The 21,661-nt window shown below is 62.2% G+C and carries 18 protein-coding genes and 1 tRNA gene; 4 read left to right on the top strand and 15 right to left on the bottom strand.

The annotated features are described in order from the left end of the window. Positions 1–219 precede the first annotated feature (219 nt). Positions 220–1,302, top strand: coding sequence for a porin (locus B0G74_RS42930; protein ID WP_243658587.1), 1,083 nt, complete (start codon positions 220–222; stop codon positions 1,300–1,302). A gap of 141 nt (positions 1,303–1,443) precedes the next feature. On the opposite strand, the gene B0G74_RS42925 is transcribed toward B0G74_RS42930, so the two are convergent. The 9 genes from B0G74_RS42925 to B0G74_RS42890 all read right to left on the bottom strand — a co-directional run bounded on the left by B0G74_RS42925 (position 1,444) and on the right by B0G74_RS42890 (position 11,257). Continuing rightward, positions 1,444–2,577 (bottom strand): porin, encoded by a 1,134-nt coding sequence (locus B0G74_RS42925; protein WP_132383752.1) that lies wholly within the window; start codon positions 2,575–2,577, stop codon positions 1,444–1,446. 807 nt (positions 2,578–3,384) lie between these two features. Beyond that, positions 3,385–3,525 carry a hypothetical protein gene (locus B0G74_RS46105; protein ID WP_165924048.1) on the bottom strand — a complete coding sequence of 47 codons (141 nt, stop codon included), beginning with the start codon at positions 3,523–3,525 and terminating at the stop codon, positions 3,385–3,387. A 190-nt stretch (positions 3,526–3,715) separates the two neighbouring features. Further along, positions 3,716–3,925 carry a hypothetical protein gene (locus B0G74_RS42920; protein ID WP_132383750.1) on the bottom strand — a complete coding sequence of 70 codons (210 nt, stop codon included), beginning with the start codon at positions 3,923–3,925 and terminating at the stop codon, positions 3,716–3,718. A gap of 465 nt (positions 3,926–4,390) precedes the next feature. After that, positions 4,391–4,478 (bottom strand) — tRNA-Ile (locus B0G74_RS42915). Positions 4,479–4,631: 153 nt separating this feature from the next. Then, entirely contained in the window at positions 4,632–7,034 is a 2,403-nt protein-coding gene (gene rpoD, locus B0G74_RS42910; protein WP_132383748.1) for an RNA polymerase sigma factor RpoD, read from the bottom strand. 91 nt (positions 7,035–7,125) lie between these two features. Then, complete coding sequence (dnaG, locus tag B0G74_RS42905) at positions 7,126–8,997, bottom strand: DNA primase (protein ID WP_132383746.1); 1,872 nt, start codon at positions 8,995–8,997, stop codon at positions 7,126–7,128. Between the two features lie 79 nt (positions 8,998–9,076). Continuing rightward, the gene (locus B0G74_RS42900; RefSeq protein ID WP_011490548.1) at positions 9,077–9,523 is read right to left on the bottom strand and encodes a GatB/YqeY domain-containing protein; all 447 of its coding nucleotides are present in this window, start codon (positions 9,521–9,523) and stop codon (positions 9,077–9,079) included. Positions 9,524–9,758: 235 nt separating this feature from the next. Next, entirely contained in the window at positions 9,759–9,971 is a 213-nt protein-coding gene (gene rpsU, locus B0G74_RS42895) for a 30S ribosomal protein S21 (protein WP_028196180.1), read from the bottom strand. A gap of 68 nt (positions 9,972–10,039) precedes the next feature. Beyond that, entirely contained in the window at positions 10,040–11,257 is a 1,218-nt protein-coding gene (locus B0G74_RS42890; protein ID WP_132383744.1) for an NAD(P)/FAD-dependent oxidoreductase, read from the bottom strand. A 121-nt stretch (positions 11,258–11,378) separates the two neighbouring features. Here B0G74_RS42890 and tsaD point away from each other — a divergent pair, with 121 nt between their 5' ends. Beyond that, positions 11,379–12,407, top strand: a complete 1,029-nt coding sequence (tsaD, locus tag B0G74_RS42885; protein ID WP_132383742.1) for a tRNA (adenosine(37)-N6)-threonylcarbamoyltransferase complex transferase subunit TsaD — start codon at positions 11,379–11,381, stop codon at positions 12,405–12,407. Positions 12,408–12,481: 74 nt separating this feature from the next. Here the strand turns inward: tsaD and folE2 are convergent, their stop codons facing one another. The 4 genes from folE2 to B0G74_RS42865 all read right to left on the bottom strand — a co-directional run bounded on the left by folE2 (position 12,482) and on the right by B0G74_RS42865 (position 16,722). Further along, positions 12,482–13,288 carry a GTP cyclohydrolase FolE2 gene (gene folE2 / locus B0G74_RS42880; RefSeq protein WP_132383740.1) on the bottom strand — a complete coding sequence of 269 codons (807 nt, stop codon included), beginning with the start codon at positions 13,286–13,288 and terminating at the stop codon, positions 12,482–12,484. A 254-nt stretch (positions 13,289–13,542) separates the two neighbouring features. Further along, a complete protein-coding gene (gene dxs / locus B0G74_RS42875) occupies positions 13,543–15,450 on the bottom strand; it encodes a 1-deoxy-D-xylulose-5-phosphate synthase (RefSeq protein WP_132383738.1) in 1,908 nt (635 codons plus the stop codon). 85 nt (positions 15,451–15,535) lie between these two features. Then, entirely contained in the window at positions 15,536–16,417 is an 882-nt protein-coding gene (locus B0G74_RS42870) for a farnesyl diphosphate synthase (RefSeq protein ID WP_132383736.1), read from the bottom strand. Next, positions 16,414–16,722, bottom strand: a complete 309-nt coding sequence (locus tag B0G74_RS42865) for an exodeoxyribonuclease VII small subunit (RefSeq protein WP_007178839.1) — start codon at positions 16,720–16,722, stop codon at positions 16,414–16,416. The genes B0G74_RS42870 and B0G74_RS42865 overlap by 4 nt, the downstream gene beginning before the upstream one ends. 285 nt (positions 16,723–17,007) lie before the next feature. Here B0G74_RS42865 and B0G74_RS42860 point away from each other — a divergent pair, with 285 nt between their 5' ends. Together B0G74_RS42860 and B0G74_RS42855 are read left to right on the top strand one after the other, a co-directional pair. Continuing rightward, positions 17,008–18,114, top strand: coding sequence for an aromatic ring-hydroxylating dioxygenase subunit alpha (locus B0G74_RS42860; protein ID WP_132383734.1), 1,107 nt, complete (start codon positions 17,008–17,010; stop codon positions 18,112–18,114). Positions 18,115–18,327: 213 nt separating this feature from the next. Continuing rightward, positions 18,328–19,197 carry a sulfurtransferase gene (locus B0G74_RS42855; RefSeq protein ID WP_132383732.1) on the top strand — a complete coding sequence of 290 codons (870 nt, stop codon included), beginning with the start codon at positions 18,328–18,330 and terminating at the stop codon, positions 19,195–19,197. Between the two features lie 99 nt (positions 19,198–19,296). Here the strand turns inward: B0G74_RS42855 and B0G74_RS42850 are convergent, their stop codons facing one another. Both B0G74_RS42850 and B0G74_RS42845 read right to left on the bottom strand, forming a co-directional pair. Beyond that, positions 19,297–20,169 carry a dienelactone hydrolase family protein gene (locus tag B0G74_RS42850; RefSeq protein WP_132383730.1) on the bottom strand — a complete coding sequence of 291 codons (873 nt, stop codon included), beginning with the start codon at positions 20,167–20,169 and terminating at the stop codon, positions 19,297–19,299. A gap of 102 nt (positions 20,170–20,271) precedes the next feature. Further along, the gene (locus tag B0G74_RS42845) at positions 20,272–21,621 is read right to left on the bottom strand and encodes an NAD(P)/FAD-dependent oxidoreductase (protein ID WP_132383728.1); all 1,350 of its coding nucleotides are present in this window, start codon (positions 21,619–21,621) and stop codon (positions 20,272–20,274) included. Positions 21,622–21,661 lie beyond the last annotated feature (40 nt).

Below are 21,661 nucleotides of genomic sequence, written 5' to 3'. Positions count from 1 at the left end.
CAGACGGACCCGAATAATTGTCAGAAACTGCAATAAGTTATTGCGCTAAAGGACTTTTGGCGCGACGAGGGTGCTGGTCTATCATCGGCGCGCCGGCGCATGGTCAGCTTGCGCGCGCCGGACTTGAATGAAAAATCCATAACCACATAAGCAGGAATGCCAGTGAGACAAATAAGACTCCTCAAGACCGCCGCCATCGTGGGTGGCGCCGCCCTCGCGATGACCTCCGAGCAAGTCTCGGCACAGAGCTCGATCACGCTGTACGGCGTCGCTGACGTGAGCGTTCGCTATCTGACGAACTCCAACGCCAAAAACGATGGCCGCCTGTTCATGACGAACGGCGCGATCACCAACAGCCGCTGGGGTCTGCGCGGTTCGGAGGATCTGGGCGGCGGGCTGAAGGCGATCTTCGATCTGGAAAGCGGCATCAATCTGCAGGACGGTTCCGCCTCGGACAGCCAGCGGCTCTTCAACCGCAATGCGTATGTGGGCCTGAGCAGCCAATACGGCACGCTCACGCTGGGCCGTCAGAAGACACCGTTGTTCGACCTGCTCGGCGACACCTACGACCCGCTCACGGTCGGCAACTACTTCGAGAACTCGTGGCTGCCGGGCGCGCTCGGCGCAGGACTCTATGCGGACAACGCCATCAAGTACACCGGCACGTACAAAGGCCTGACCATGGCCGCGATGTACTCGTTCGGCACCAACTCGGAATCGACCGGCGCGGGCGGTTTCTCCGGCCAGGTGCCGGGCCATCTCGGCGCGGGCTCGATGTACGGCTTCACGTTGTCGTATGTGGCCGGCCCGTTGAGCGTTGCAGGCGGCGTGCAGCAGAACAGCGACAACAGCAATCACAAGCAGACCATCTTCAACGCGAACGCCGTGTATGCGTTTAGCACGGCGAAGGTGTACGTCGGCTATCTGCATTCGAAAGACGACACCGGCTTCGTCGATAGCGCGCTGGCGCAGCAGACGCTCGTGCCCGGCGTGGATATCCTGAAGGGTTCGGGCCGCGTCGACAACGGTCCATTCGCCGGCGTGACGTGGCAGGCAACACCCGCACTCACGCTGACGGGCGCAGCGTACTACGACCACATGTCCAATGCGGCGATCGGCAACGGACAACTGGGCAGCGGCAATCGCTATACGTTGGTGGCGCTGGCTGAGTACGCATTGTCCAAGCGCACCGAGGTGTACGGCACGGTCGATTTCGACAAGGTATCGGGCGCTGCGTCGGTCGAATTACCGGGCAAGAGCAATCAGACCGGCGTTGCGCTCGGTCTGCGTACGATTTTCTAAGGCACGCAGGGCCGCTCGAGCCCAGCAAGGCGCGCGGCATCCGGCATATTCACGCCGGGCGCCGACCATCGAATCGCGCGCGCATAAAAAAAGGTGCCGCGAACGGCACCTTTTCGTACAACAACCAGCTTCTGCTGAAGCTTAGAAGCGGTGACGCAGACCGACCGTAGCAGCCGTCTGGTTCTTCGACGACGACGGCAGTTGCGTGTTGTCGCCGCTGTAGATCGAAGCGACACCGCCGTCGCCCATTGCGTGCTGGTACACGGCTTGAGCGTAGACGTCCGTACGACGCGACAGCGAGTAGTCAGCCTGCAGGCCGATCTGGTGGTAACGCACCGACTCCGAACCACCGTTCGCACCAACGCCGTAGCCCTTGCCGTCCGTGAACGTGTAAGCAACGCCCAGGCCCAGAGCCGGGGTCACGTTGTACTTGCCGTTGACTTCGTAGTTGTTAGCGCGCAGCGATTGCTGGCCAGCCGTGAAGTTGTCCGAACGCGATTGCGTCCATGCCAGACCGACGGTAGCCGGGCCGAAAGCGTACGAACCAGCAACGCCGAATTCACGTTGACGGAAGTTGCCGACGTTGCCTGCCAGTGCGTTGACGTACGAACCGTCCGAAGCACCGGTGTTGCCTGCGCCCGGGTTGTTTTGCTGTGCGTAAGCAGCACCCAGGTGCAGACCTTGCCACTGGTATGCAGCACCAACGCTGTATTCGCGGTTGTTTGCGAATGCGCCAGCCTGGTTCGAGAAGCCGTACGTGCCGCCGAACGTGAAGCCAGCGTAGTTAGCGCTCGAGTACTTGATCGAGTTGTTGACTGCGTAGCCGCCGTTCGTGTTCAGGTTGTCGTTGTTGAACGGGTGTGCGAAGTACGTACCGCCCCAGCTGCCCGTTGCGGTCAGCGGTGCCAGGTAGTCTTGAGCTGCGTCATATTGACGGCCCAGCGTGACCGTACCGAATTGCGCGCTCGACAGACCGACGAACGCTTGACGGTTGAACATGCCGTTGTTGTTAGCGAACTTGCCGTTGTTGATGTTGAAGCCGCTTTCCAACGTGAAGATTGCCTTCAGACCGCCGCCCAGGTCTTCCGAACCGCGCAGACCGAACATGCTTTGGTTGATGCCGCCGCTACCAGCTGCCCACTTCGAATTGTGGTTGACGTTGCTCGTGTACGTCAGGCCCGCGTCCAGCAGACCATACAGGGTCACGCTGCTTTGTGCGTGAGCGACGGAAGCGAACGATGCGGCAACCGCGACGACGATGAGACTCTTTTTCATGCGTGGGACTCCTGTTCGATAAATTTACGCGGGGAGCGGGACCTGCCTCGGCAGCGCATGCATCGCACCCACTGCCGCCCTGTCGCCGACCCGTTTCGGATCAGCCGGGCACCCTTGAAACGAAGCGTGAGTGTAGGGGGACACCCTGGTAGCGAGGCCGGCAATTCACGCAACAGGATTTTTCAGAATCAGCAATAATCTAATTGCCGCAGGCATTAAGTCTTTGTTTTTCCGGCATTAATTGCAAAATTAGGCAAGTGTCGCAGCTGCTCTGAACATAAGTAATTTGCAACTTCTCAATATTGTCAGTTGTGTGTATGCAACAGGGTTTTCATATTTCCGTCGTAATCGGGTCGGAACGATTAAACAATCAGAAACTTCTGACTGCCCGGAAATGAGGCAATTAGGCCGCATCCATTCAGTTCAATGTTAATTTATTTTAGAAAACCGGGAACTTAATTAAATGAATGGAGTCGTTTGATTCAAACCGGATTCGCCAGTGTCATTGAACTGGCCATTAATGTCTCTGCGGAGCGGAATGAACTAAATGGAAGTTGCAGGGGCAATTCCGCGCGCTTCGCGAGCCCGCGCGTCGAAGGGGAAAGCCTTCAGCACGGGCGTTGCCCGGAGGTGAAATGCGGCGCCAACCGCCGCGTGACAAAAACCCGTGCTGAAAGCGGATGGCATACATCGAACAGCCTTCCGCCTCCATTGAACGGCACGAACGTGCGATTTTTTACACGGAGTTTCCCTAGTTCCCGGCGAGCACGGCCTTATGGCTTGTCGTGCGATCGCCGGAGCGCGTCCTCATCCTCGGGAGAAGCGGCCCGGCGCAAGCGGATCGGTTTCGGGCGGCACGCCTGGCAACGGACGCGGCTGCTCGTCGGGTTCATCGAGCGGCTGGTTGGCGGGGTCGGCAACGGGGTCGATAGTCGGATCGGTTTGCATGATGAGCGTCCTGAGGTGGGAATATCTCCCAACACTCAGCGCGCAACGGCTATTCCCGAGGTCTTGGCGCCACAGCCGAATCGCGCCGCCGTCTCGATCGGTTGATGTCCGGCTGTAGAAATTGCCCCGTGTACGCCGAAACTTTCAACGCCCAATCGCGCGACTGAATACGCCGCGCCCTGTCACGAGACTAATGGCTATCCGGCCGCGAGCGCGGCATCTCGTCATCCGAACCGGTCAGGAACGGCTCCAGCCCGAACAGCCAGGCAAAGCAGAAGGTGGCGCGTGCCAACGCACTGAACTGCTGTCGTTGCGGCGCACTCTCACCGGCACCTTCCAGCGGAGTGGCCAGCAAGGGTCGAGTCTGCACAAACTCAGTAGCGGTGTGGTCAGGTCGCATGATCGTTCTCGTTATTGATATGGTTTGGACGCCGAGCTTATGCAAACGACATGCCACTCTCACTAACCGGACCTCGGGCCGACTGCTACTCAGATTAGCGCCGCTATCGCAATGGCGTCTGTGCGCCGGAGCGCGAAACGGAAGCAACGAGATGACGAGGCGAATCCTGCAAAAGAGGGATTGAATCGAACGGAGTTTGCGCCGGCAACGGCAGAAGGAATGACGATATTGCTGCGACGTGAAATGCGCCGCTTAACACGCCCGCTTAACTCACAACATCCGGTCCGAAGCGTTTGGAAAATCCCGCCAATGCGGCGATGAACGTCTTTCACCCAACCGGATAGAAATCCGCCATGCGTAGATTAATAGCGCAGCGAAAGTGACATATTGCCGCGCCCGATATCCGCTTCACGCCATAAAAACAAAAAGGGTTCCGACATTATCGGAACCCTTTCTTAGCATCGATGGTGGGCCGGGTCGGATTCGAACCGACGGTGTCCTTTCGGAGGCGGATTATGAGTCCGCTGCCTGCAACCAGCACGGCGTCCGGCCCAAGAAAAAAGACCCGGTCGTGAAGGCCGGGCCTATTCGTTGATTGGCCGACATACTACACGAAAAAGGGGCCTTCGCAACCGCTTCGCTACGGCGAAACAACCGCGAGGCCCCTTCAAACCGCTACATCATTTGCAACCAACGCCCGCTTCGATCAATTCCCTTCGAGGAACGACTTCAGCTTGTCCGAACGGCTCGGGTGACGCAGCTTGCGCAGCGCCTTCGCCTCGATCTGACGGATCCGTTCACGCGTCACGTCGAATTGCTTGCCGACTTCTTCGAGCGTGTGATCGGTGCTCATCTCGATACCGAAACGCATGCGCAGCACCTTCGCTTCACGCGGCGTCAGCGAGTCGAGCACGTCCTTCACGACATCGCGCATGCTGGCATGCAAAGCGGCGTCGGCCGGCGCAACCGTGTTGTTGTCTTCGATGAAGTCGCCCAGATGCGAATCGTCGTCGTCACCGATCGGCGTTTCCATCGAGATCGGCTCCTTCGCGATCTTCATGATCTTGCGGATCTTGTCTTCCGGCATTTCCATCTTCTCGGCCAGCGTTGCCGGATCCGGCTCGAGACCGGTTTCCTGCAGAATCTGACGCGAGATGCGGTTCATCTTGTTGATCGTTTCGATCATGTGAACCGGAATCCGGATCGTGCGCGCCTGGTCCGCGATCGAACGCGTAATGGCCTGACGGATCCACCACGTTGCATACGTGGAGAACTTGTAGCCACGACGATATTCGAACTTGTCCACCGCCTTCATCAGGCCGATGTTGCCTTCCTGAATCAGGTCGAGGAACTGCAGACCACGGTTCGTGTACTTCTTCGCGATCGAGATCACGAGACGCAAGTTCGCCTCGGTCATTTCGCGCTTCGCCTGACGCGCCTTCAGTTCACCCGCTGCCATCTGACGGTTGGTTTCCTTCAGGTCCTTCAGCGGCAGCACGACACGCGCTTGCAGATCCAGCAGACGCTGCTGCTGTTCGCGAATGGCCGGGATGTTCCGCGTGAGGATCGCGCTATACGCGTGACCCTCACCGACGATCTTGTCGGCCCATTCGAGGTCCGTTTCGCTGCCCGGGAAACGCGCGATGAATTCCGCACGCGGCATGCCGCACTTGTCGACCACCGTATGCAGGATCTGACGCTCGACCTGACGCACTTCGTCCACTTGCGCACGCAGCGTGTCGCACAGACGCTCGACGGTGCGCGCGGTAAAGCGGATCGTCATCAGCTCGTTCTGGATCGTTTCCTGTGCCTTCAGATACGACTTGGACTTGTAGCCTTCCTTCTCGAACGCGCGACGCATCTTGTCGAACCATTCGCTGATCATCGCGAATTTTTCGAGCGACGCACGCTTGAGCGCTTCCATCTGCGCTGCGTTAGCCGTGGCTTGCGCCGTGCCGTCGTCTTCTTCCTCGTCCTCTTCCGCGTCCTCTTCGACTTCCTCGTCTTCACTCTCGATCGCTTCCGCTTCCTGCGCGGAGAAGCCGTCCGCGTCTTCCGCATTGGCGTCGATCAGGCCGTCGACCAGTTCGTCGATGCGAATTTCCTCATTCGCGACGCGCTCCGCCATCGCCAGGATGTCGGCGATCGTGGTCGGGCACGCGGAGATGGCCATCACCATGTGCTTCAGGCCGTCTTCGATCCGCTTGGCGATTTCGATTTCGCCTTCGCGCGTGAGCAGCTCCACCGTGCCCATTTCGCGCATGTACATGCGGACCGGGTCGGTGGTGCGGCCGAATTCCGAGTCGACGGTGGACAGCGCAACTTCCGCTTCCTCTTCCACTTCGTCGTCCGACGAAGCCGCCGGCGCGTTGTCGTTCAGCAGCAGCGTTTCAGCGTCCGGGGCCTGTTCATACACCGCCACGCCCATGTCGTTGAACGTGCTGATGATGCCTTCTATCGCCTCGGTCTCGGTGAAGTTGTCCGGCAGGTGGTCGTTGATTTCAGCGTACGTCAGGAAGCCGCGCTCTTTGCCGAGCTTGATCAGCGCGCGCAGTTTGGAGCGGCGTTCCTCGAGTTCCTCGACCGTGCCCGGCTGTGACGACGCGAAAGCGTCTTTCAGCAGCGCTTTTTCCTTTGCACGACGATCGCGAGCCTTGGCCTTTTCCACCTTGGCTGGAACAGCCGCGGGGCTTTCTTCGCTTTGGGTTGCGTCGTCATCGACGGGTACTTCGTTCAGCTTTTTCGTCATGGAGTTCGCCGTACCGGCTGTAGTCTCGACTCGCGGCTGGTGGACAACAGCCGTTTGAACCGTGGATACTGGAACCTCGCGCACTACCGCATCGTCCTGCGCGGCAGCCGCTTCCCTTACGCTTCTGACACCCGACCCCTTCGTGGCCGGTACTGCTACAACTTTCGCCGCCCTGTCCGGCTCCGCTCGCGCAGCCGAAGTGGTCGAGGACTTCTTCCCGGCAACCGGTGCAACGCTAACCGCAGACGTTTTTCTGGTGGAAGAAACTAACCTGGCCTCGGTGACCTTTCTGGTCCGCTCCGTGGAGCTCGTGCCTGTTGTTTTCTTTCCGTCCGTAGTTCCGCCCGTAGTCTTTGCCATCGCATCGCCTTTTCGCCTTTGCTAGGAAAACCCTTGAAAAACAAACCGCTGGAAACCTTTTATTATACCACCCAGGCTTCCTGCGCTCCGCCTACAGCCCGAGCTGGCGCTTCATGTCAGCCCGCTTCCGATTAAGCTCCGACAGCTCCGCAAACTCCTCCGGCGTGTGCCGGGATTGCCGCGAAAGCTGCTCGAGACGATCGCAGTAAGCGTCGTACCGCATCTTCAGGATCGCCGCCTTCAGTTCCTCGCCGACAATCCGTTCCTGCTCGCGCCGTTCCTCGATGACGGTCGCATCTTCCGGGTCCTTCAGCAGTAAATCCCGGACGTTTTCATCATAGTCTAGAATTTTGCGAAAGATTTCCTCGAAAGTTGGGGCGTTCGCGCCGTTTCGCAATAGGTCGGACAACAACTGAAACTCCGCCGAATCGCCCAGCGCACGCGCGTGCGTCGTCACTTCCTCGAACAACTCGCCGTGCCGCGTGACCGTGAGAAGAGCCTGTTCGGCCTCTTCGTCCAGCACGGACACCGTGCGCGGATACATCACCAGATTGCGCAGCGTTTTTTCCTCGATCCCGGTCACACTGCGCCGGTCTTTGCGGGCCGGCGCAGCGCGGGCCGCCGCCGCGATGCGCGAATCGACCTCGCATAGCGCGGCGACCTCGTCGAACGGCACGTCGAGCCGGTCGGCGAACATATGCATGATCTGGGCGCGCAGCGCGTTGGCCGGCAGCGCCTGCAGCAGCGGCTTGGCGTCGAACAGCGCGCGGGCCCTGCCTTCCGGCTGATCCAGCTCCTTGCCGGTCAGCACCTCGTTCAGCATGAACTGCGACAGCGGCATGGCCCGCTCGACCTGCTCGGCGAAACCCTCGGTGCCGAATTCACGCACATAGCTGTCCGGATCGTGCTCGGACGGCAAAAACAGGAACCGGATGGTCCGGTTGTCCGCCGCATGCGGCAAACAGGCGTCCAGCGCACGCCGGGCGGCGCGCCGGCCGGCCGAATCGCCGTCGAAACTGAAGATGACCGTGTCGGTCTGGCGCATCAGTTTCTGCACATGAATCGGCGTGCAGGCCGTGCCGAGCGTGGCGACCGCGTTCTGGAACCCCAATTGGGCCAGCGCGACCACGTCCATATAGCCTTCCACGACCAGCACGTAGTGCTGCTCGCGAATTGCCAGACGCGCCTCGAACAGCCCATACAGCTCGCTGCCCTTGTTAAATAAAGGCGTTTCGGGCGAATTCAAATATTTGGGCTCGCCGCCGTCGAGCACGCGGCCGCCGAAGCCGATCACCTGACCTTTCACATTGCGTATCGGGAACATGACCCGCTCGCGAAAGCGGTCGTACCGGCGGTTCTGGCCCTGAGCGTCGGACTTTTCGCTGACGATCACCAGACCCGATTCGACCAGCGAATCGTCGCGGTAGTTCGGAAAGGCCGCTTCGAGGTTCTGCCAGCCGTCCGGGGCATAGCCGAGCCCGAAACGGGCCGCGATCTCGCCGGTCAAGCCGCGTTTCTTCAGGTACTGGATCGCGACCGGCGCGCTGCGCAGTTGCTTGCGGTAGAAGTCGCAGGCGGTCTGCATGACATCGGATAGCGCGGTGGTAACCGCTTTGGACGCCGCCGGCGCATAGCCGCCGCCGGAACCGCCGCCGCCATAGCCGGGCGATGGCTCATTCGGCACCGTCAAGCCGACCGACTGCGCCAGTTCGTTGACCGCTTCCGGAAACGATGAACCGACGTGTTCCATCAGGAACCCGATGGCCGTACCATGCGCGCCGCAGCCGAAGCAGTGATAGAACTGCTTAGTCGGACTAACCGTAAACGAAGGGCTTTTCTCGTTGTGGAACGGGCACAGCCCCATGAAGTTCGCGCCGCCCTTTTTCAACTGCACATACCGGCCGACCACGTCGACGATATCGACGCGGTTGAGCAGGTCCTGCAGGAATGACGGAGGAATCACAGTAAATGACGCTGCCTAAAAACTCAGCGCCGCGCGCGCCGTCGAAATAACGGCATGCACAGCGCGGAAATACGGGAATTTACTTCGCGAGCGCGGCTTTGACTTGCGCCGAGACAGCGGTCATGTCGGCACGGCCGGCCAGCTTCGGCTTGAGCACACCCATCACCTTGCCCATGTCCTGCGGGCCGGCTGCGCCGGTTTGCGCCACCGCGGCCTGCACTTCGGCAACGATCTCCGCCTCGGACATCTGTTCCGGCATATAAGCAGACAAGATCGCCAGCTCGGCCTTTTCCTTGTCGGCCAGATCGGTGCGGCCAGCGGCTTCGAACTGGCTGATCGAGTCTTTGCGCTGCTTGATCATCTTGTCGATGACCGCGGTGATCGCGGTGTCGTCGAGCGTAATGCGCTCGTCGACTTCGCGCTGCTTGATCGCGGCGAGCAGCAGACGGACCGTGCCGAGGCGCTCGGTCTCACGTGCCCGCATGGCGGCCTTCATATCGTCGTTGATCCGGTCCTTGAGACTCATCACTCACCTGAATGCGTTGGAATTTGAAAAACCGGCCAGGCTAATTGCATCAACACGCGCATCAACACGAATACCCGCTTGGGACTGCTTCCTCAAGCGGGTTGGCACACTGTGCGTTGTGGTTGCGACCCTGCCGGCTGGCCCGAAGGGCCGTGTTTTCCGTGATGGCACCTGTCGCGCCCTCACCGGTTGAATGTCGCCGCTCCGTTCAACGGGAACCGCGGCAACGCCAGAATCAGTAGAACTTCTTTGGCAGCATCTGGCCACGCAGACGCTTGAAATGACGCTTCACCGCAGCCGCCTTCTTACGCTTGCGCTCAGCCGTAGGCTTTTCGTAAAACTCGCGAGCGCGAAGTTCCGTCAGCAAGCCGTTTTTCTCCATGGTGCGCTTGAACCGGCGCATGGCGACTTCGAACGGCTCGTTGTCTTTTACGCGGATGGTCGTCATTTTTCAATAACGGAACTTTGTAAAGGTTCAGGAGTATAGCAGAGCTTTCTCACAAAGCCAGAGCGCCGTCAAGCCCCTCTGGCATACTCCGCGGCCGCCTGGCCGGCCGCCACACCCGATGCCCACGCCCATTGAAAGTTGTAGCCACCCAGCCAACCGGTTACGTCGACAGCTTCGCCGATGAAGTACAAGCCCGGCGCGCGCGCGCTCATCATCGTCGATGACGACAGGTCGCGCGTGTCGATGCCGCCGCGCGTCACTTCGGCTTTGCGATAGCCTTCGGTGCCGTTGGGGGTGAGCGTCCAGCGCGACAGGGCTTCGCCGACGCGGCGCAGGGTTTTGTCCGGCAAATCGGCCACGCGGGCTTCGGCGGAAATCTGATGGGTTTCGAGCCAGACATGGGCGAGCCGCTGCGGCACCCATTCCGACAACAGATTGGCGATCTGACGCTTGGTGCCGGTTTTCGCCTCGAGCAAGGCGGTCGTGGCGTCCTGGGCCGGCAAGAGGTTGATGTGAATCGGCTCGCCGGGCTGCCAGTAGCTCGAAATCTGCAGCACACCCGGGCCGGAAAGGCCGCGGTGGGTGAGCAGCAGGTCTTCGTTGAACTCGGCGCCGGTCTTCTTGTTGCCGGTCGCCAGTTGCACTTCCAGCGAGACACCGGACAACGCCGCGAACGGCTCCCAGTCGGCTGCGGCGAAGGTCAGCGGGACTAGCGCGGGGCGCGTGTCGATCAGCTTGTGGCCGAACTGTTTGGCAAGACGGTAGGCGAAATCGGTGGCGCCGATCTTGGGAATCGACAGTCCGCCCGTTGCGACCACGAGCGCGCGCGCCATGATTGGCCCCGACTGCGTATCCAGCGTGAAGCGCCCTTCCGGATCCTGCCGCACCTGCTCGACCGACAGCGGCGTGCGCCATGCCACGCGGCCCGCGTCGCACTCGTGCTTCAACACATTGATGACCGCGTCGCTCGACTGGTCGCAGAAGAGCTGGCCTTTATGCTTCTCGTGCCACGTCACGTGATGGCGCTTGAGCAGCGCCATGAAGTCGCGCGGCGTGTAGCGCGCGAGCGCCGAGCGGCAAAAATGCGGGTTGGCCGACAGGTAATTGGCCGGGCCGGCATACAGATTCGTGAAGTTGCAACGGCCGCCGCCGGAGATGCGGATCTTCTCCGCGAGACGCTGCGAGTGGTCGATCAGCACCACGCGACGGCCGAGTTGCCCGGCCACGGCCGCGCACATCATGCCGGCCGCGCCTGCGCCGATCACTGCGATATCGAAGGATTCCATGGGGCCGCATTGTACCCGCGCGTCGGCGGCGCCTTGCCCGCACTGCTATACTTTCAGGCTTGCCTTCTCACTGTCGGGCGCCTGGGTTTTGTTAATCCGGCGTCCACTCAAGCGACCCATCATGCTCGTTCTCGGCATCGAAAGCTCTTGCGACGAAACCGGTCTCGCGCTCTACGACACGGAGCGCGGCCTGCTTGCGCACGCGCTGCATTCGCAAATTGCGATGCATCGGGAGTACGGCGGCGTGGTGCCGGAACTGGCGTCGCGCGATCACATCCGGCGTGCGCTGCCGCTGCTCGAAGAGGTGATGGAACGCGCCGGCGCTGCCCGCGGCGACATCGACGCGATCGCCTATACGCAAGGCCCGGGTCTCGCGGGCGCGCTGCTGGTCGGCGCGAGCGTCGCCAATTCGCTGGCCATGGCGTGGGACAAGCCGACTATCGGCATTCATCACCTCGAAGGGCATTTGCTCTCGCCGTTGCTGGTGGATGAGCCGCCGCCGTTCCCGTTCGTCGCGCTGCTGGTGTCCGGCGGTCACACGCAACTGATGCGCGTGACTGACGTCGGCGTCTACGAGACGCTCGGCGAAACGCTGGACGACGCAGCCGGCGAAGCCTTCGACAAAACCGCCAAGCTGCTCGGCCTCGGTTACCCGGGCGGCCCGGAAGTCTCGCGCATGGCCGAATTCGGCACGCCGGGCGCGGTGGTCCTGCCGCGTCCCATGCTGCATTCCGGCGACCTGGATTTCAGCTTCAGCGGCTTGAAGACCGCTGTCCTCACGCACGCCAAGAAGCTGGGCGGCTCGAATATCTGCGAGCAGGCGAAAGCCGATCTGGCGCGCGGTTTCGTCGACGCGGCTGTCGAGGTTCTGGCGGCGAAGTCGCTGGCCGCGCTCAAGAAGACGAAGCTCAACCGGCTGGTCGTCGCGGGCGGGGTCGGCGCGAACCGGCAATTGCGCGAGGCGCTTTCCGCTGCCGCGAAGAAGCGCAATTTCTACGTGCACTATCCGGACCTGTCGCTGTGCACGGACAACGGCGCGATGATCGCACTGGCCGGTGCCTTGCGACTGCAACGCTGGCCCGATCAATCGGGCAAGGACTACGCGTTCACGGTGAAGCCTCGCTGGGATCTGACGTCCCTCGCACGCTGAGTTCGACATCGTTACGCCGTAAAAAAAGCCGCTTCAAGAAGCGGCTTTTTTGATGCTGTCGGCAAACGCGCGTATCAAGCCACGCGCTTATCCCGCTCGATCACCGCGTACGCGCTGTGATTGTGAATCGACTCGAAGTTCTCGGCTTCCAGCACGTAGGCAACGATCCGCTCATCCGCATTCAGACGTTGCGCGACATCGCGCACCAGGTCTTCGACGAACTTCGGATTTTCATAAGCACGCTCGGTCACGAACTTCTCGTCCGGGCGCTTGAGCAAGCCCCACAGTTCGCACGAGGCTTCTTCTTCGGCGATACGAATCAGTTCTTCCACGGCCACATCGCCTGCCAGTTCGGCGTTGATCGTGACGTGCGAGCGCTGGTTATGCGCGCCGTACTGCGAGATCTTCTTCGAGCACGGGCACAGGCTCGTCACCGGCACCAGCACTTGCAGGAACAGACGCGTCGCGCCGTTGCGAGTGTCACCCGTCAGCGTGACTTCGTAGTCGAGCAGGCTCTGCACGCCCGACACCGGCGCGGTCTTGTTCACGAAGTACGGGAACGACACCTCGATGCGGCCGGCCTCGGCTTCGAGCTTTTCGAGCATTGCGGCGAGCATGGTGCGGAACGTGGCCGGCTCCAGCGGCGCCTTGTTCTCTTCGAGCAAGGCGACGAAACGCGACATGTGCGTGCCCTTCTGCTCAGCCGGCAGATGTACGTCGAGGTTCCACGTACCGACCGTCGGCTGCACCTCGCCTCCTTGGGTGCGCACCGTCAGCGGATGGCGCACGGCCTTTACGCCGACACGTTGAATCGGGATCTGACGAGTGTCGGGCGTGCTTTGCACGTCGGGCATCACAAAGGCGGGATTCATCTGATTCATTTCTTGTCCTTTCAGGAAACGCCGGACCGCCCTGAGTCTTCGCCCCGAAGGAAGTCCCCTTCGGGGATTCCCTCGCGAGGGCTGCCGCAAAGCGACAGGTTCGGCGGCTCCCCGCGGCCGCGCGGATCAAGGCGCGCAATGGCGAACGCCGGCCCCTGCCGGCGTTGGATGAAGGGCCCGAAGGCCCACCGATTCAAGTTGGAGATTGCTTATGGCCGCCATGGCACGGCGGCCGCACCGCGAGCGGCGACGCTTTACGCGACGCGCTTCACCGACGACTGTCCGCCGACCGCGCCGCTCGACAGGAAGCGCTCGCGGATCGACTTGGTGATACCCGCGGCGTCGAGACCACACGCGGCGAGCAGCTTGGCCGGGTCCCCATGATCGATGAACCGATCGGGAAGGCCCAATTGTAGTACGGGTCGCATAACCCCACTTTCAAGCAGGGCTTCGACGCAGGCCGAACCCGCGCCGCCCATTACGCTGCCTTCTTCGACCGTGACGATGGCGTCGTGCGTTTCGGCCAGTTGACGGACCAGATCGGCGTCGAGCGGCTTCACGAAGCGCATGTTGGCGACCGTCGCATCCAGTTGCTCGGCGGCTGCCAGCGACGGCGCGACCATCGTGCCGAATGCCAGAATCGCAATGCGCTTGCCAGCCGGCTGCGACGTTTCACGACGAATTTCGCCCTTGCCGAGCGGCAGCGCCACCATCTGCTTCACAGTGGCGACGCCCGTGCCGGCGCCGCGCGGATAGCGCACCGCTGTCGGGTTCGGTTGCTGCAACGCCGTGTACAGCATCTGGCGGCATTCGTTTTCGTCCGACGCAGCCATCACCGTCATGTTCGGGATGCAGCGCAGGAACGCCAGGTCGTAAGCGCCCGCGTGCGTCGCGCCGTCCGCGCCGACCAGACCCGCGCGGTCGATGGCGAACACCACCGGCAGGTTCTGCAGCGCGACGTCGTGAATCAGTTGGTCGTAAGCACGTTGCAGGAAGGTGGAGTAGATCGCGACCACCGGCTTCATGCCTTCCGCGGCCAAACCGCCGGCGAACGTCACCGCATGTTGCTCGGCGATGCCGACGTCGAAGTAACGGTCCGGGAAGCGCTTCTCGAACTCCACCATGCCCGAGCCTTCACGCATGGCCGGCGTGATGCCGACCACACGTGCGTCCAGCTCGGCTGCGTCGCACAGCCATTCGCCGAATACCTGCGTGTAGGTCTTCTTCGACGGCGTGCTGGCCGGCTTGATGCCTTCAGCCGGATTGAACTTGCCCGGGCCGTGGTACAGCACCGGATCGGCTTCGGCCAGCTTGTAGCCCTGGCCTTTCTTCGTCACCACGTGCAGGAATTGCGGACCGCGCAGTTCCTTGATGTTCTGCAGCGTCGGGATCAGCGAATCGAGATCGTGGCCGTCGATCGGGCCGATGTAGTTGAAGCCGAACTCTTCGAACAGCGTGGCCGGCACGATCATGCCCTTGGCGTGCTCTTCGAGCTTGCGGGCGAGGTCGAGCATGGGCGGCGCGACGCGCAGCACGCGTTCGACGCCGGCACGCGCGGCGGCGTAGAAGCGGCCCGACATCAGGCGCGCCAGATGGCGATTCAGCGCGCCGACCGGCGGCGAAATCGACATGTCGTTGTCGTTCAGGATGACCAGGAGCGGCACGTCGTCTTCGACGCCGGCGTTGTTCATCGCCTCGAACGCCATGCCGGCCGTCATCGCGCCGTCGCCGATCACGGCGATGCCCATGCGGTTGTCGCCCTGCAGCTTGCTTGCGACCGCCATGCCGAGCGCGGCGGAAATCGACGTGCTGGAGTGCGCCGTGCCGAACGTGTCGTACTCCGACTCGTCACGTTTCGGGAAACCCGAGATGCCGCCCAGCTGACGCAGCGTGTGCATCTGGTCACGGCGGCCCGTCAGGATTTTGTGCGGATAGGTTTGATGGCCGACATCCCAGACGATCCGGTCGTGCGGCGTGTCGAACACATAGTGCAGAGCAATGGTCAACTCGACCGTGCCGAGGTTGGACGAAAGATGGCCGCCCGTCTGCGATACGCTGTCGAGCACGAAGGCACGCAACTCGTCGGCAAGCGGTTGCAATTGGCGGCGATCGAGGCGGCGCAGGGCTGCCGGGTCGTCAATGGTTTTCAGCAAGTCGTACATCGTCGTTCCATTGTAGGAAAACTTACGCGCCCGCACTTCATACATGCGCTTCGCAACGGAGGCGCGCGGCGGCGGGCTTTCGCGTTCAGCTAACCCGGTTCACCACCAGGTCGGCCAATTCGGCAAGACGCTGCGCGCGTGCGCCAAACGGCGCCAGCGCGGCGTGAGCGTCGCTGCGCAGCTGCGCTGCGAGCGCGCGCGACGCGTCGAGCCCAATAATCGACACGTAGGTCGGCTTGCCGTCCTTCGCGTCTTTACCTGCCGTTTTGCCGAGCGTCGCGGAATCGGTCGTGACGTCGAGAATATCGTCGACGACCTGAAACGCGAGGCCGACAGCGGCCGCATACGCGTCGAGCGCACGCATGCCGTCCGCATCCGGCGTTTCGCCCGCCAGTGCGCCCATGCGCACCGCGGCGCGCAGCAACGCGCCGGTCTTCATGCGGTGCATGGTTTCGAGTTGCGTGCGCGTCAGCGTGTGGCCGACGCTCGCCAGATCGATGGCCTGCCCGCCGCACATGCCGATCGAGCCGCTCGCCAGCGCCAGTTCGCGCACGAGCGCGGCCTGCTGCGCCGGGGCCAGAACGTCCGACGTCAACGCGACAAACGCCTGCGATTGCAGCGCGTCGCCGACCAGCAATGCCGTCGCTTCGTCATATTTGACGTGTACCGTGGGCTTGCCGCGACGCAGCGCGTCGTCGTCCATGCACGGCATGTCGTCGTGGACGAGCGAGTACACGTGGATCATTTCCAGCGCTGCCGCCGCCGCGTCGAGGCACTCGGCGCGCGCGCCGGTCAGCTCGCCGGCCGCGTGGCACAGCAGCGGGCGAACCCGCTTGCCGCCGCCCAGCACCGCGTAGCGCATGGCTTCATGCAGCGTGGCGGGCTCGGTTGCCTCGCTCGGCAGGTAATGTTCCAGTGCCGTTTCGACGCGCTCCAGTACCGAGCGCATCCATTGTTCGAATGTCATAGGTCGTCCCCGCTTTCAGTAGCGGCTGTGCCTGCGGTATTCATGGGCAGCGGCTTGAGCGTCTCGCCGTCAAGCACGCGCACCTGCTGCTCGACCTTCTCGAGCTGCTGCTGGCAAAACGCCACGAGAGCCGCGCCGCGCCGGTAGGCGGTGAGCGATTCCTCGAGGCTGAGATTGCCGCTTTCCATGCGTGCAACCAGCCCTTCCAGCTCCGCCTGGGCGGCCTCGTAATTCTCGGGCAGCGGCGTGGTGTCGACGCCTTCGGCTGGCGTGGCAGCAGTATCTTTCGACGCGGTCTTCGCCATGAATAGTCGCAAAATTAAAACAAGTCGGACATTCTACGGCAAAAGCGATATTTCCGAGCCGCCCGCCGCCCTACGCCCGCCTTCCCGCTGCGCGCCGTCCTAGCAGTCTCGCAGAAAAAAAACGATCGGTCTGCGGCGAAAAAGCCGAACTTTCCTGAGATTTTTGACCCAAATCAGGCACTTAACGGCCCCAAAGAAGGGGAAACAGGTATAATTGCGGGCTCCCTAAATCGAATCTTCGATGGTTGGGTTGTTCACTGCTTTCACGTCTTCACGGGAGTGGGAATGTCCAATCTGAGCAATGCATTGCAGTTGCGGTCTGTCCACAGCCAGCTGCCAGTCACGGCTTACTTTGACGAAGCGCTTCTAACGCGCGAAATCGAAACCCTTTTCAAGAAAGGTCCTCGTTACATCGGCCACGATCTCATGGTGCCCGAAACGGGGAATTATTTTGCTTTGCCGAGCGAGAGCGAAGGGCGTGTGCTCGTCCGTAACCAGCAGTCACAAGTCGAACTGCTGTCGAACGTGTGCCGCCACCGGCAAGCCATCATGCTCAACGGCCGCGGCCAGACGGAGAACATCGTCTGCCCCCTGCATCGCTGGACGTACGACCTGAACGGCCAGCTCCTCGGTGCGCCCCATTTTGCGGATAACCCCTGCCTGAATCTCGGCGCCACGTCGCTGCAGAACTGGCAAGGCCTGCTGTTCGAAGCGCAGGGGCGCGACGTCGCGCGCGATCTGGCGCGCCTCGGCACCAAGGAACACTTCGATTTTTCGGGCTTCATGTTCGATCACGTCGAAGTGCACGAGTGCAACTACAACTGGAAGACCTTTATCGAGGTCTATCTGGAGGACTATCACGTCGCGCCCTTCCATCCGGGCCTCGGCAGCTTCGTCAATTGCGACGACCTGACGTGGGAGTTCGGCGAATGGTATAGCGTGCAGACGGTTGGCGTGCACAAGGATCTGGAGCAGCCGGGCAGCCCCACGTACCGCAAGTGGCACGACGAAGTGCTGCGCTTTCGCGGCGGCAATCCGCCTGAATTCGGCGCGATCTGGATGGTGTACTACCCGGGCATCATGATCGAGTGGTATCCGCACGTGCTGGTGGTGTCTTGGCTGATTCCGCGCGGTCCGCAGAAAACCACCAACGTGGTGGAGTTCTATTACCCTGAGGAAATTGCGCTGTTCGAGCGTGAGTTCGTCGAAGCCGAACGCGCCGCCTACATGGAAACGGCCCGCGAAGACGACGAGATCGCGGAACGCATGGACGCCGGCCGCCGTGCGCTGATGAATCGCGGCGAATCGCAGGTCGGCCCGTATCAGAGCCCGATGGAAGATGGCATGCAGCACTTCCACGAATTCCTGCGGCGCGAACTCGGTACGATCTGAGTGGCGCCGAACCAGATTCACCAGATTCTTCCGGCAGGATCAATGCATGGAAAGACGGGCTTCGACCCGTCTTTTTTTGTTTAGACTTAGAAGATAGCTTGGCCATCCGTAGGCGGCGCCAAGCCGCCTAGCGGAGCCGCCATCGCCCGCATCGAGCTTTGCATGGGACCCGAGCGAGCGCTAAAGCGCTAACTCTGATCGACAGGAGACGTCATGCCGCACACTCACTACACCACTCTGATTTCCGCGACCAATCTCGCGGAACGGCTTGCCGCCGCGCCGGGCAGCGTGTTCGTCATCGACTGCCGGTTCGATCTGGCCGACACGGAAGCCGGCGAAAAAGCCTATCTGGCCGGGCATCTGCCGGGCGCGCATTACCTGCATCTCGATCGCGATCTGTCGGGGCCGAAGAACGGTCATAACGGCCGCCATCCGCTGCCGGATCGTGCGCGGCTGGTGGAGACGCTGGAGTCGCGCGGCCTGAAGCAGGGCCAGCAGGTCGTCGCGTACGACGCGCAAGGCGGCATGTACGCCGCCCGTGCATGGTGGCTGCTGCGCTGGCTCGGTCACGACGCGGTCGCGCTGCTCGACGGCGGCCTGCAGGCATGGGAAGCCGGCGGTCATCCGCTGACGCAGGACGCGCCGGCCCAGAACACCGGCGACTTCAAGGCAGGCGCGCCGCTGTCCGTCACGGTCGACGCGCAAACGGTCGAGCGCAATCTCGGCTCGAAGGAACACGTGGTGGTCGACGCCCGCGCAGACGACCGGTATCGCGGTGAGAACGAGACACTGGATCGCGTCGGCGGCCACATTCCCGGCGCGCTCAACCGCTTCTTCAAGAACAACCTCACCGCCGACGGCCGCTTCAAGCCGGCGCATACGTTGCGCGAGGAATTCCACGCGCTGCTCGCCGACACGCCGCCGGAACACGTGGTGCTGCAATGCGGCTCGGGCGTGACGGCATGCGTGAATGCCCTGGCGATGGAAGTTGCCGGCCTGCACGGCGCCGCGTTGTATGCGGGATCGTGGAGCGAGTGGAGTTCCGACCCGAAGCGGCCCATCGCGACGGGCCCGAATCCTTGAGCGTCCCAGCGCGCCACAGCACGTCGTTAGCAAAAGGCCGTTGCCACCCGAAAGCGGCAACGGCCTTTTTTTAAAGCAAGCGAGGGAGCGGCGACCGCCTCAAGCCACCCCATGCTGCTTGAACCACACCAGCACACGGCGCCAACCATCCTCGGCATCGGCCTTCTTGTAGCTCGGCCGATAATCCGCGAAAAACGCGTGGCCCGCATCGTCATACACGACGAACTGCGAACCACGGCCCGCTTGCGGCCCTTGCGCGATGGCCTGCTTCATCTGTTCGAGCGTGTCCTGCGGGATGCTCTGATCTTGCAATCCGTAAAGCCCCAGCACCGGCGCATGAAGTTGCGCGACCTGATCGAGCGGATTCGCCGGCATCATCGCGTTCTTTTCGCCCGTTACCCGTCCGTACCAGGCGACACCCGCCTTCAGTCGCGGGTTATGTTCGGCGTACAGCCACGCAATCCGCCCGCCCCAGCAAAAGCCGTTCACGCCAAGCCGGTTCAGATCGCCGCCATGCTCTCCGGCCCAGGCGACGGTGGCATCGAGATCGCCCATCACCTGGTCGTCCGGCACCTTGCTGACCACTAACGCGCTGATCTGCTGCATGCTTGCATGAACGGTCGGATCGCCCTGCCGTTCAAAAAGATTCGGCGCGATCGCGAGATAGCCCAGCTTGGCGAAGCGCCGGCATACGTCGGCGATATGCTCGTGCACGCCAAAAATCTCGTGCACGACGATGATCACCGGCAAGTGCGTCTTGCCCTTCGGCTGCGCGCGATAGGCCGGCACCAGCGTGTCGCCGGAGCGCACCGCGATTTCGCCGGCTTCGAGGCCGTCAGTATCGGTATGAATGGTTTGCGCCGAGACGGGCAGCACGGCGGCGGCGAAGCCGGTGCCGAGCGCGGCTTTAATGAAAGTACGTCGGTTGAAGGGGACGTGCGGGACCAGGCTGTCGATATCGGGTTTCAGCATGCGTGCACTCCTCGGTTGAACGTTGGAGGCAACAGGATACGCCTGACACGCATCCTGTTGCAGATGCAACGTTCCCGGGCCGGCCGGGCGCATCGGCACTCGTCAGTGCAGCTTGACCCGCGGCAGCGTGGTGCGGCGCAACCAGTGCGCGAAGGTATCGAGCACCATCCGCGCATAGCCGTGCAGCGCGGCGATATGCAGCCGGTACAGCGACATATACATGAAGCGCGCGAAGAGCCCTTCAATCAGCATATTGCCGCCGATCACCCCGCCCATCAGATTACCGACCGCGCTGAAATGTCCGAGCGACACCAACGACCCGAAGTCGCGATAGGTGAACTCCGGCAGTGGCTTGTTTTCGAGCCGCGCCGCCAGCGCCTTCATCAAAAAGCTCGCCTGCTGGTGAGCCGCCTGCGCGCGCGGCGGCACGTTGCGCTCGTTGCCCGGCCACGGACAGGCGGCGCAATCGCCGAGCGCGAAGACGTTGTCGTCCGTTTCAGTTTGCAGCGTGCGGCGCACGATGAGTTGGCCCAGCCGGTTGACCGGCAAGCCGTCGAGTTCGCTCAAAATCGCCGGCGCCTTGATGCCGGCCGCCCACACCGTCAGATCGGCGCGCACCGTTTTGCCGCTCGCGGTGCGGATCATACCGGGCGCGACTTCGGCCACGGTTTCGCCGATCATCAGCTTCACGCCGAGCTTGGTGAGCAGCTCGGCCGTGGCGGTCGAGACCCGTTCCTGCAAAGCCGGCAGAATGCGCGGCCCCGCTTCGATCAGCACGATGCCGACGTCATGCCGCGGATCGAGCTTATGCAAGCCGTATGCGGACAACACCTGCGCGGTGTTACGCAATTCCGCCGACAGTTCGACACCCGTCGCGCCGCCGCCGACAATCGCCACCTGAATGCGCGGCTCGCCCGTGGACGACGTGCCCGGCCCCGATTCGACCGGTTCATGCACTTGATGCTCGGCGCGCATGCATGCCGCGATCAGGCGTTTGCGGAAACGCTCGGCCTGGCTGACTGTATCGAGTGCGAGGGAAAATTCAGGCGCGCCTTTGACGCCGAAGAAGGCGGTCGTGCTGCCGATCGCGATGATCAGCGTGTCGTATTCGAGCTGGCGTTCGGGCAGCAACTCGGCGCCGTCGTCGTCGAGCACGGTGCCGAGCGTGAGGCGCTTGTTCGCGCGGTCCAGTCCCGTCAGTTCGCCCTGCTGAAATTCGAAGCCGTGCCAGCGCGCTTGCGCGGCATATTCGAGTTCCTGCGTGAACGGGTCCATGCTGCCCGCCGCCACTTCATGCAGGAGCGGCTTCCAGATATGAGTCGGATTGCGGTCGACGAGCGTGACCTGCGCCCGCACACCGCCCTTGCTCTTGTGGGGTGCATAGCGATCGCCCAAACGCGTCGCCAGCTCCAATCCCCCCGCGCCTCCGCCAACCACGATAAAACGATGCATTGAACTCTCCGTGTTTGCCGATGGGTTATGCGTCGTTCGG

Origin of the sequence: Paraburkholderia sp. BL9I2N2, from assembly GCF_004339745.1 — a bacterium.
Taxonomy (GTDB): Bacteria; Pseudomonadota; Gammaproteobacteria; order Burkholderiales; family Burkholderiaceae; genus Paraburkholderia.
The sequence above is the reverse complement of the archived record's forward strand: the minus strand, read 5'-3'. Positions and strand labels throughout refer to the sequence as shown.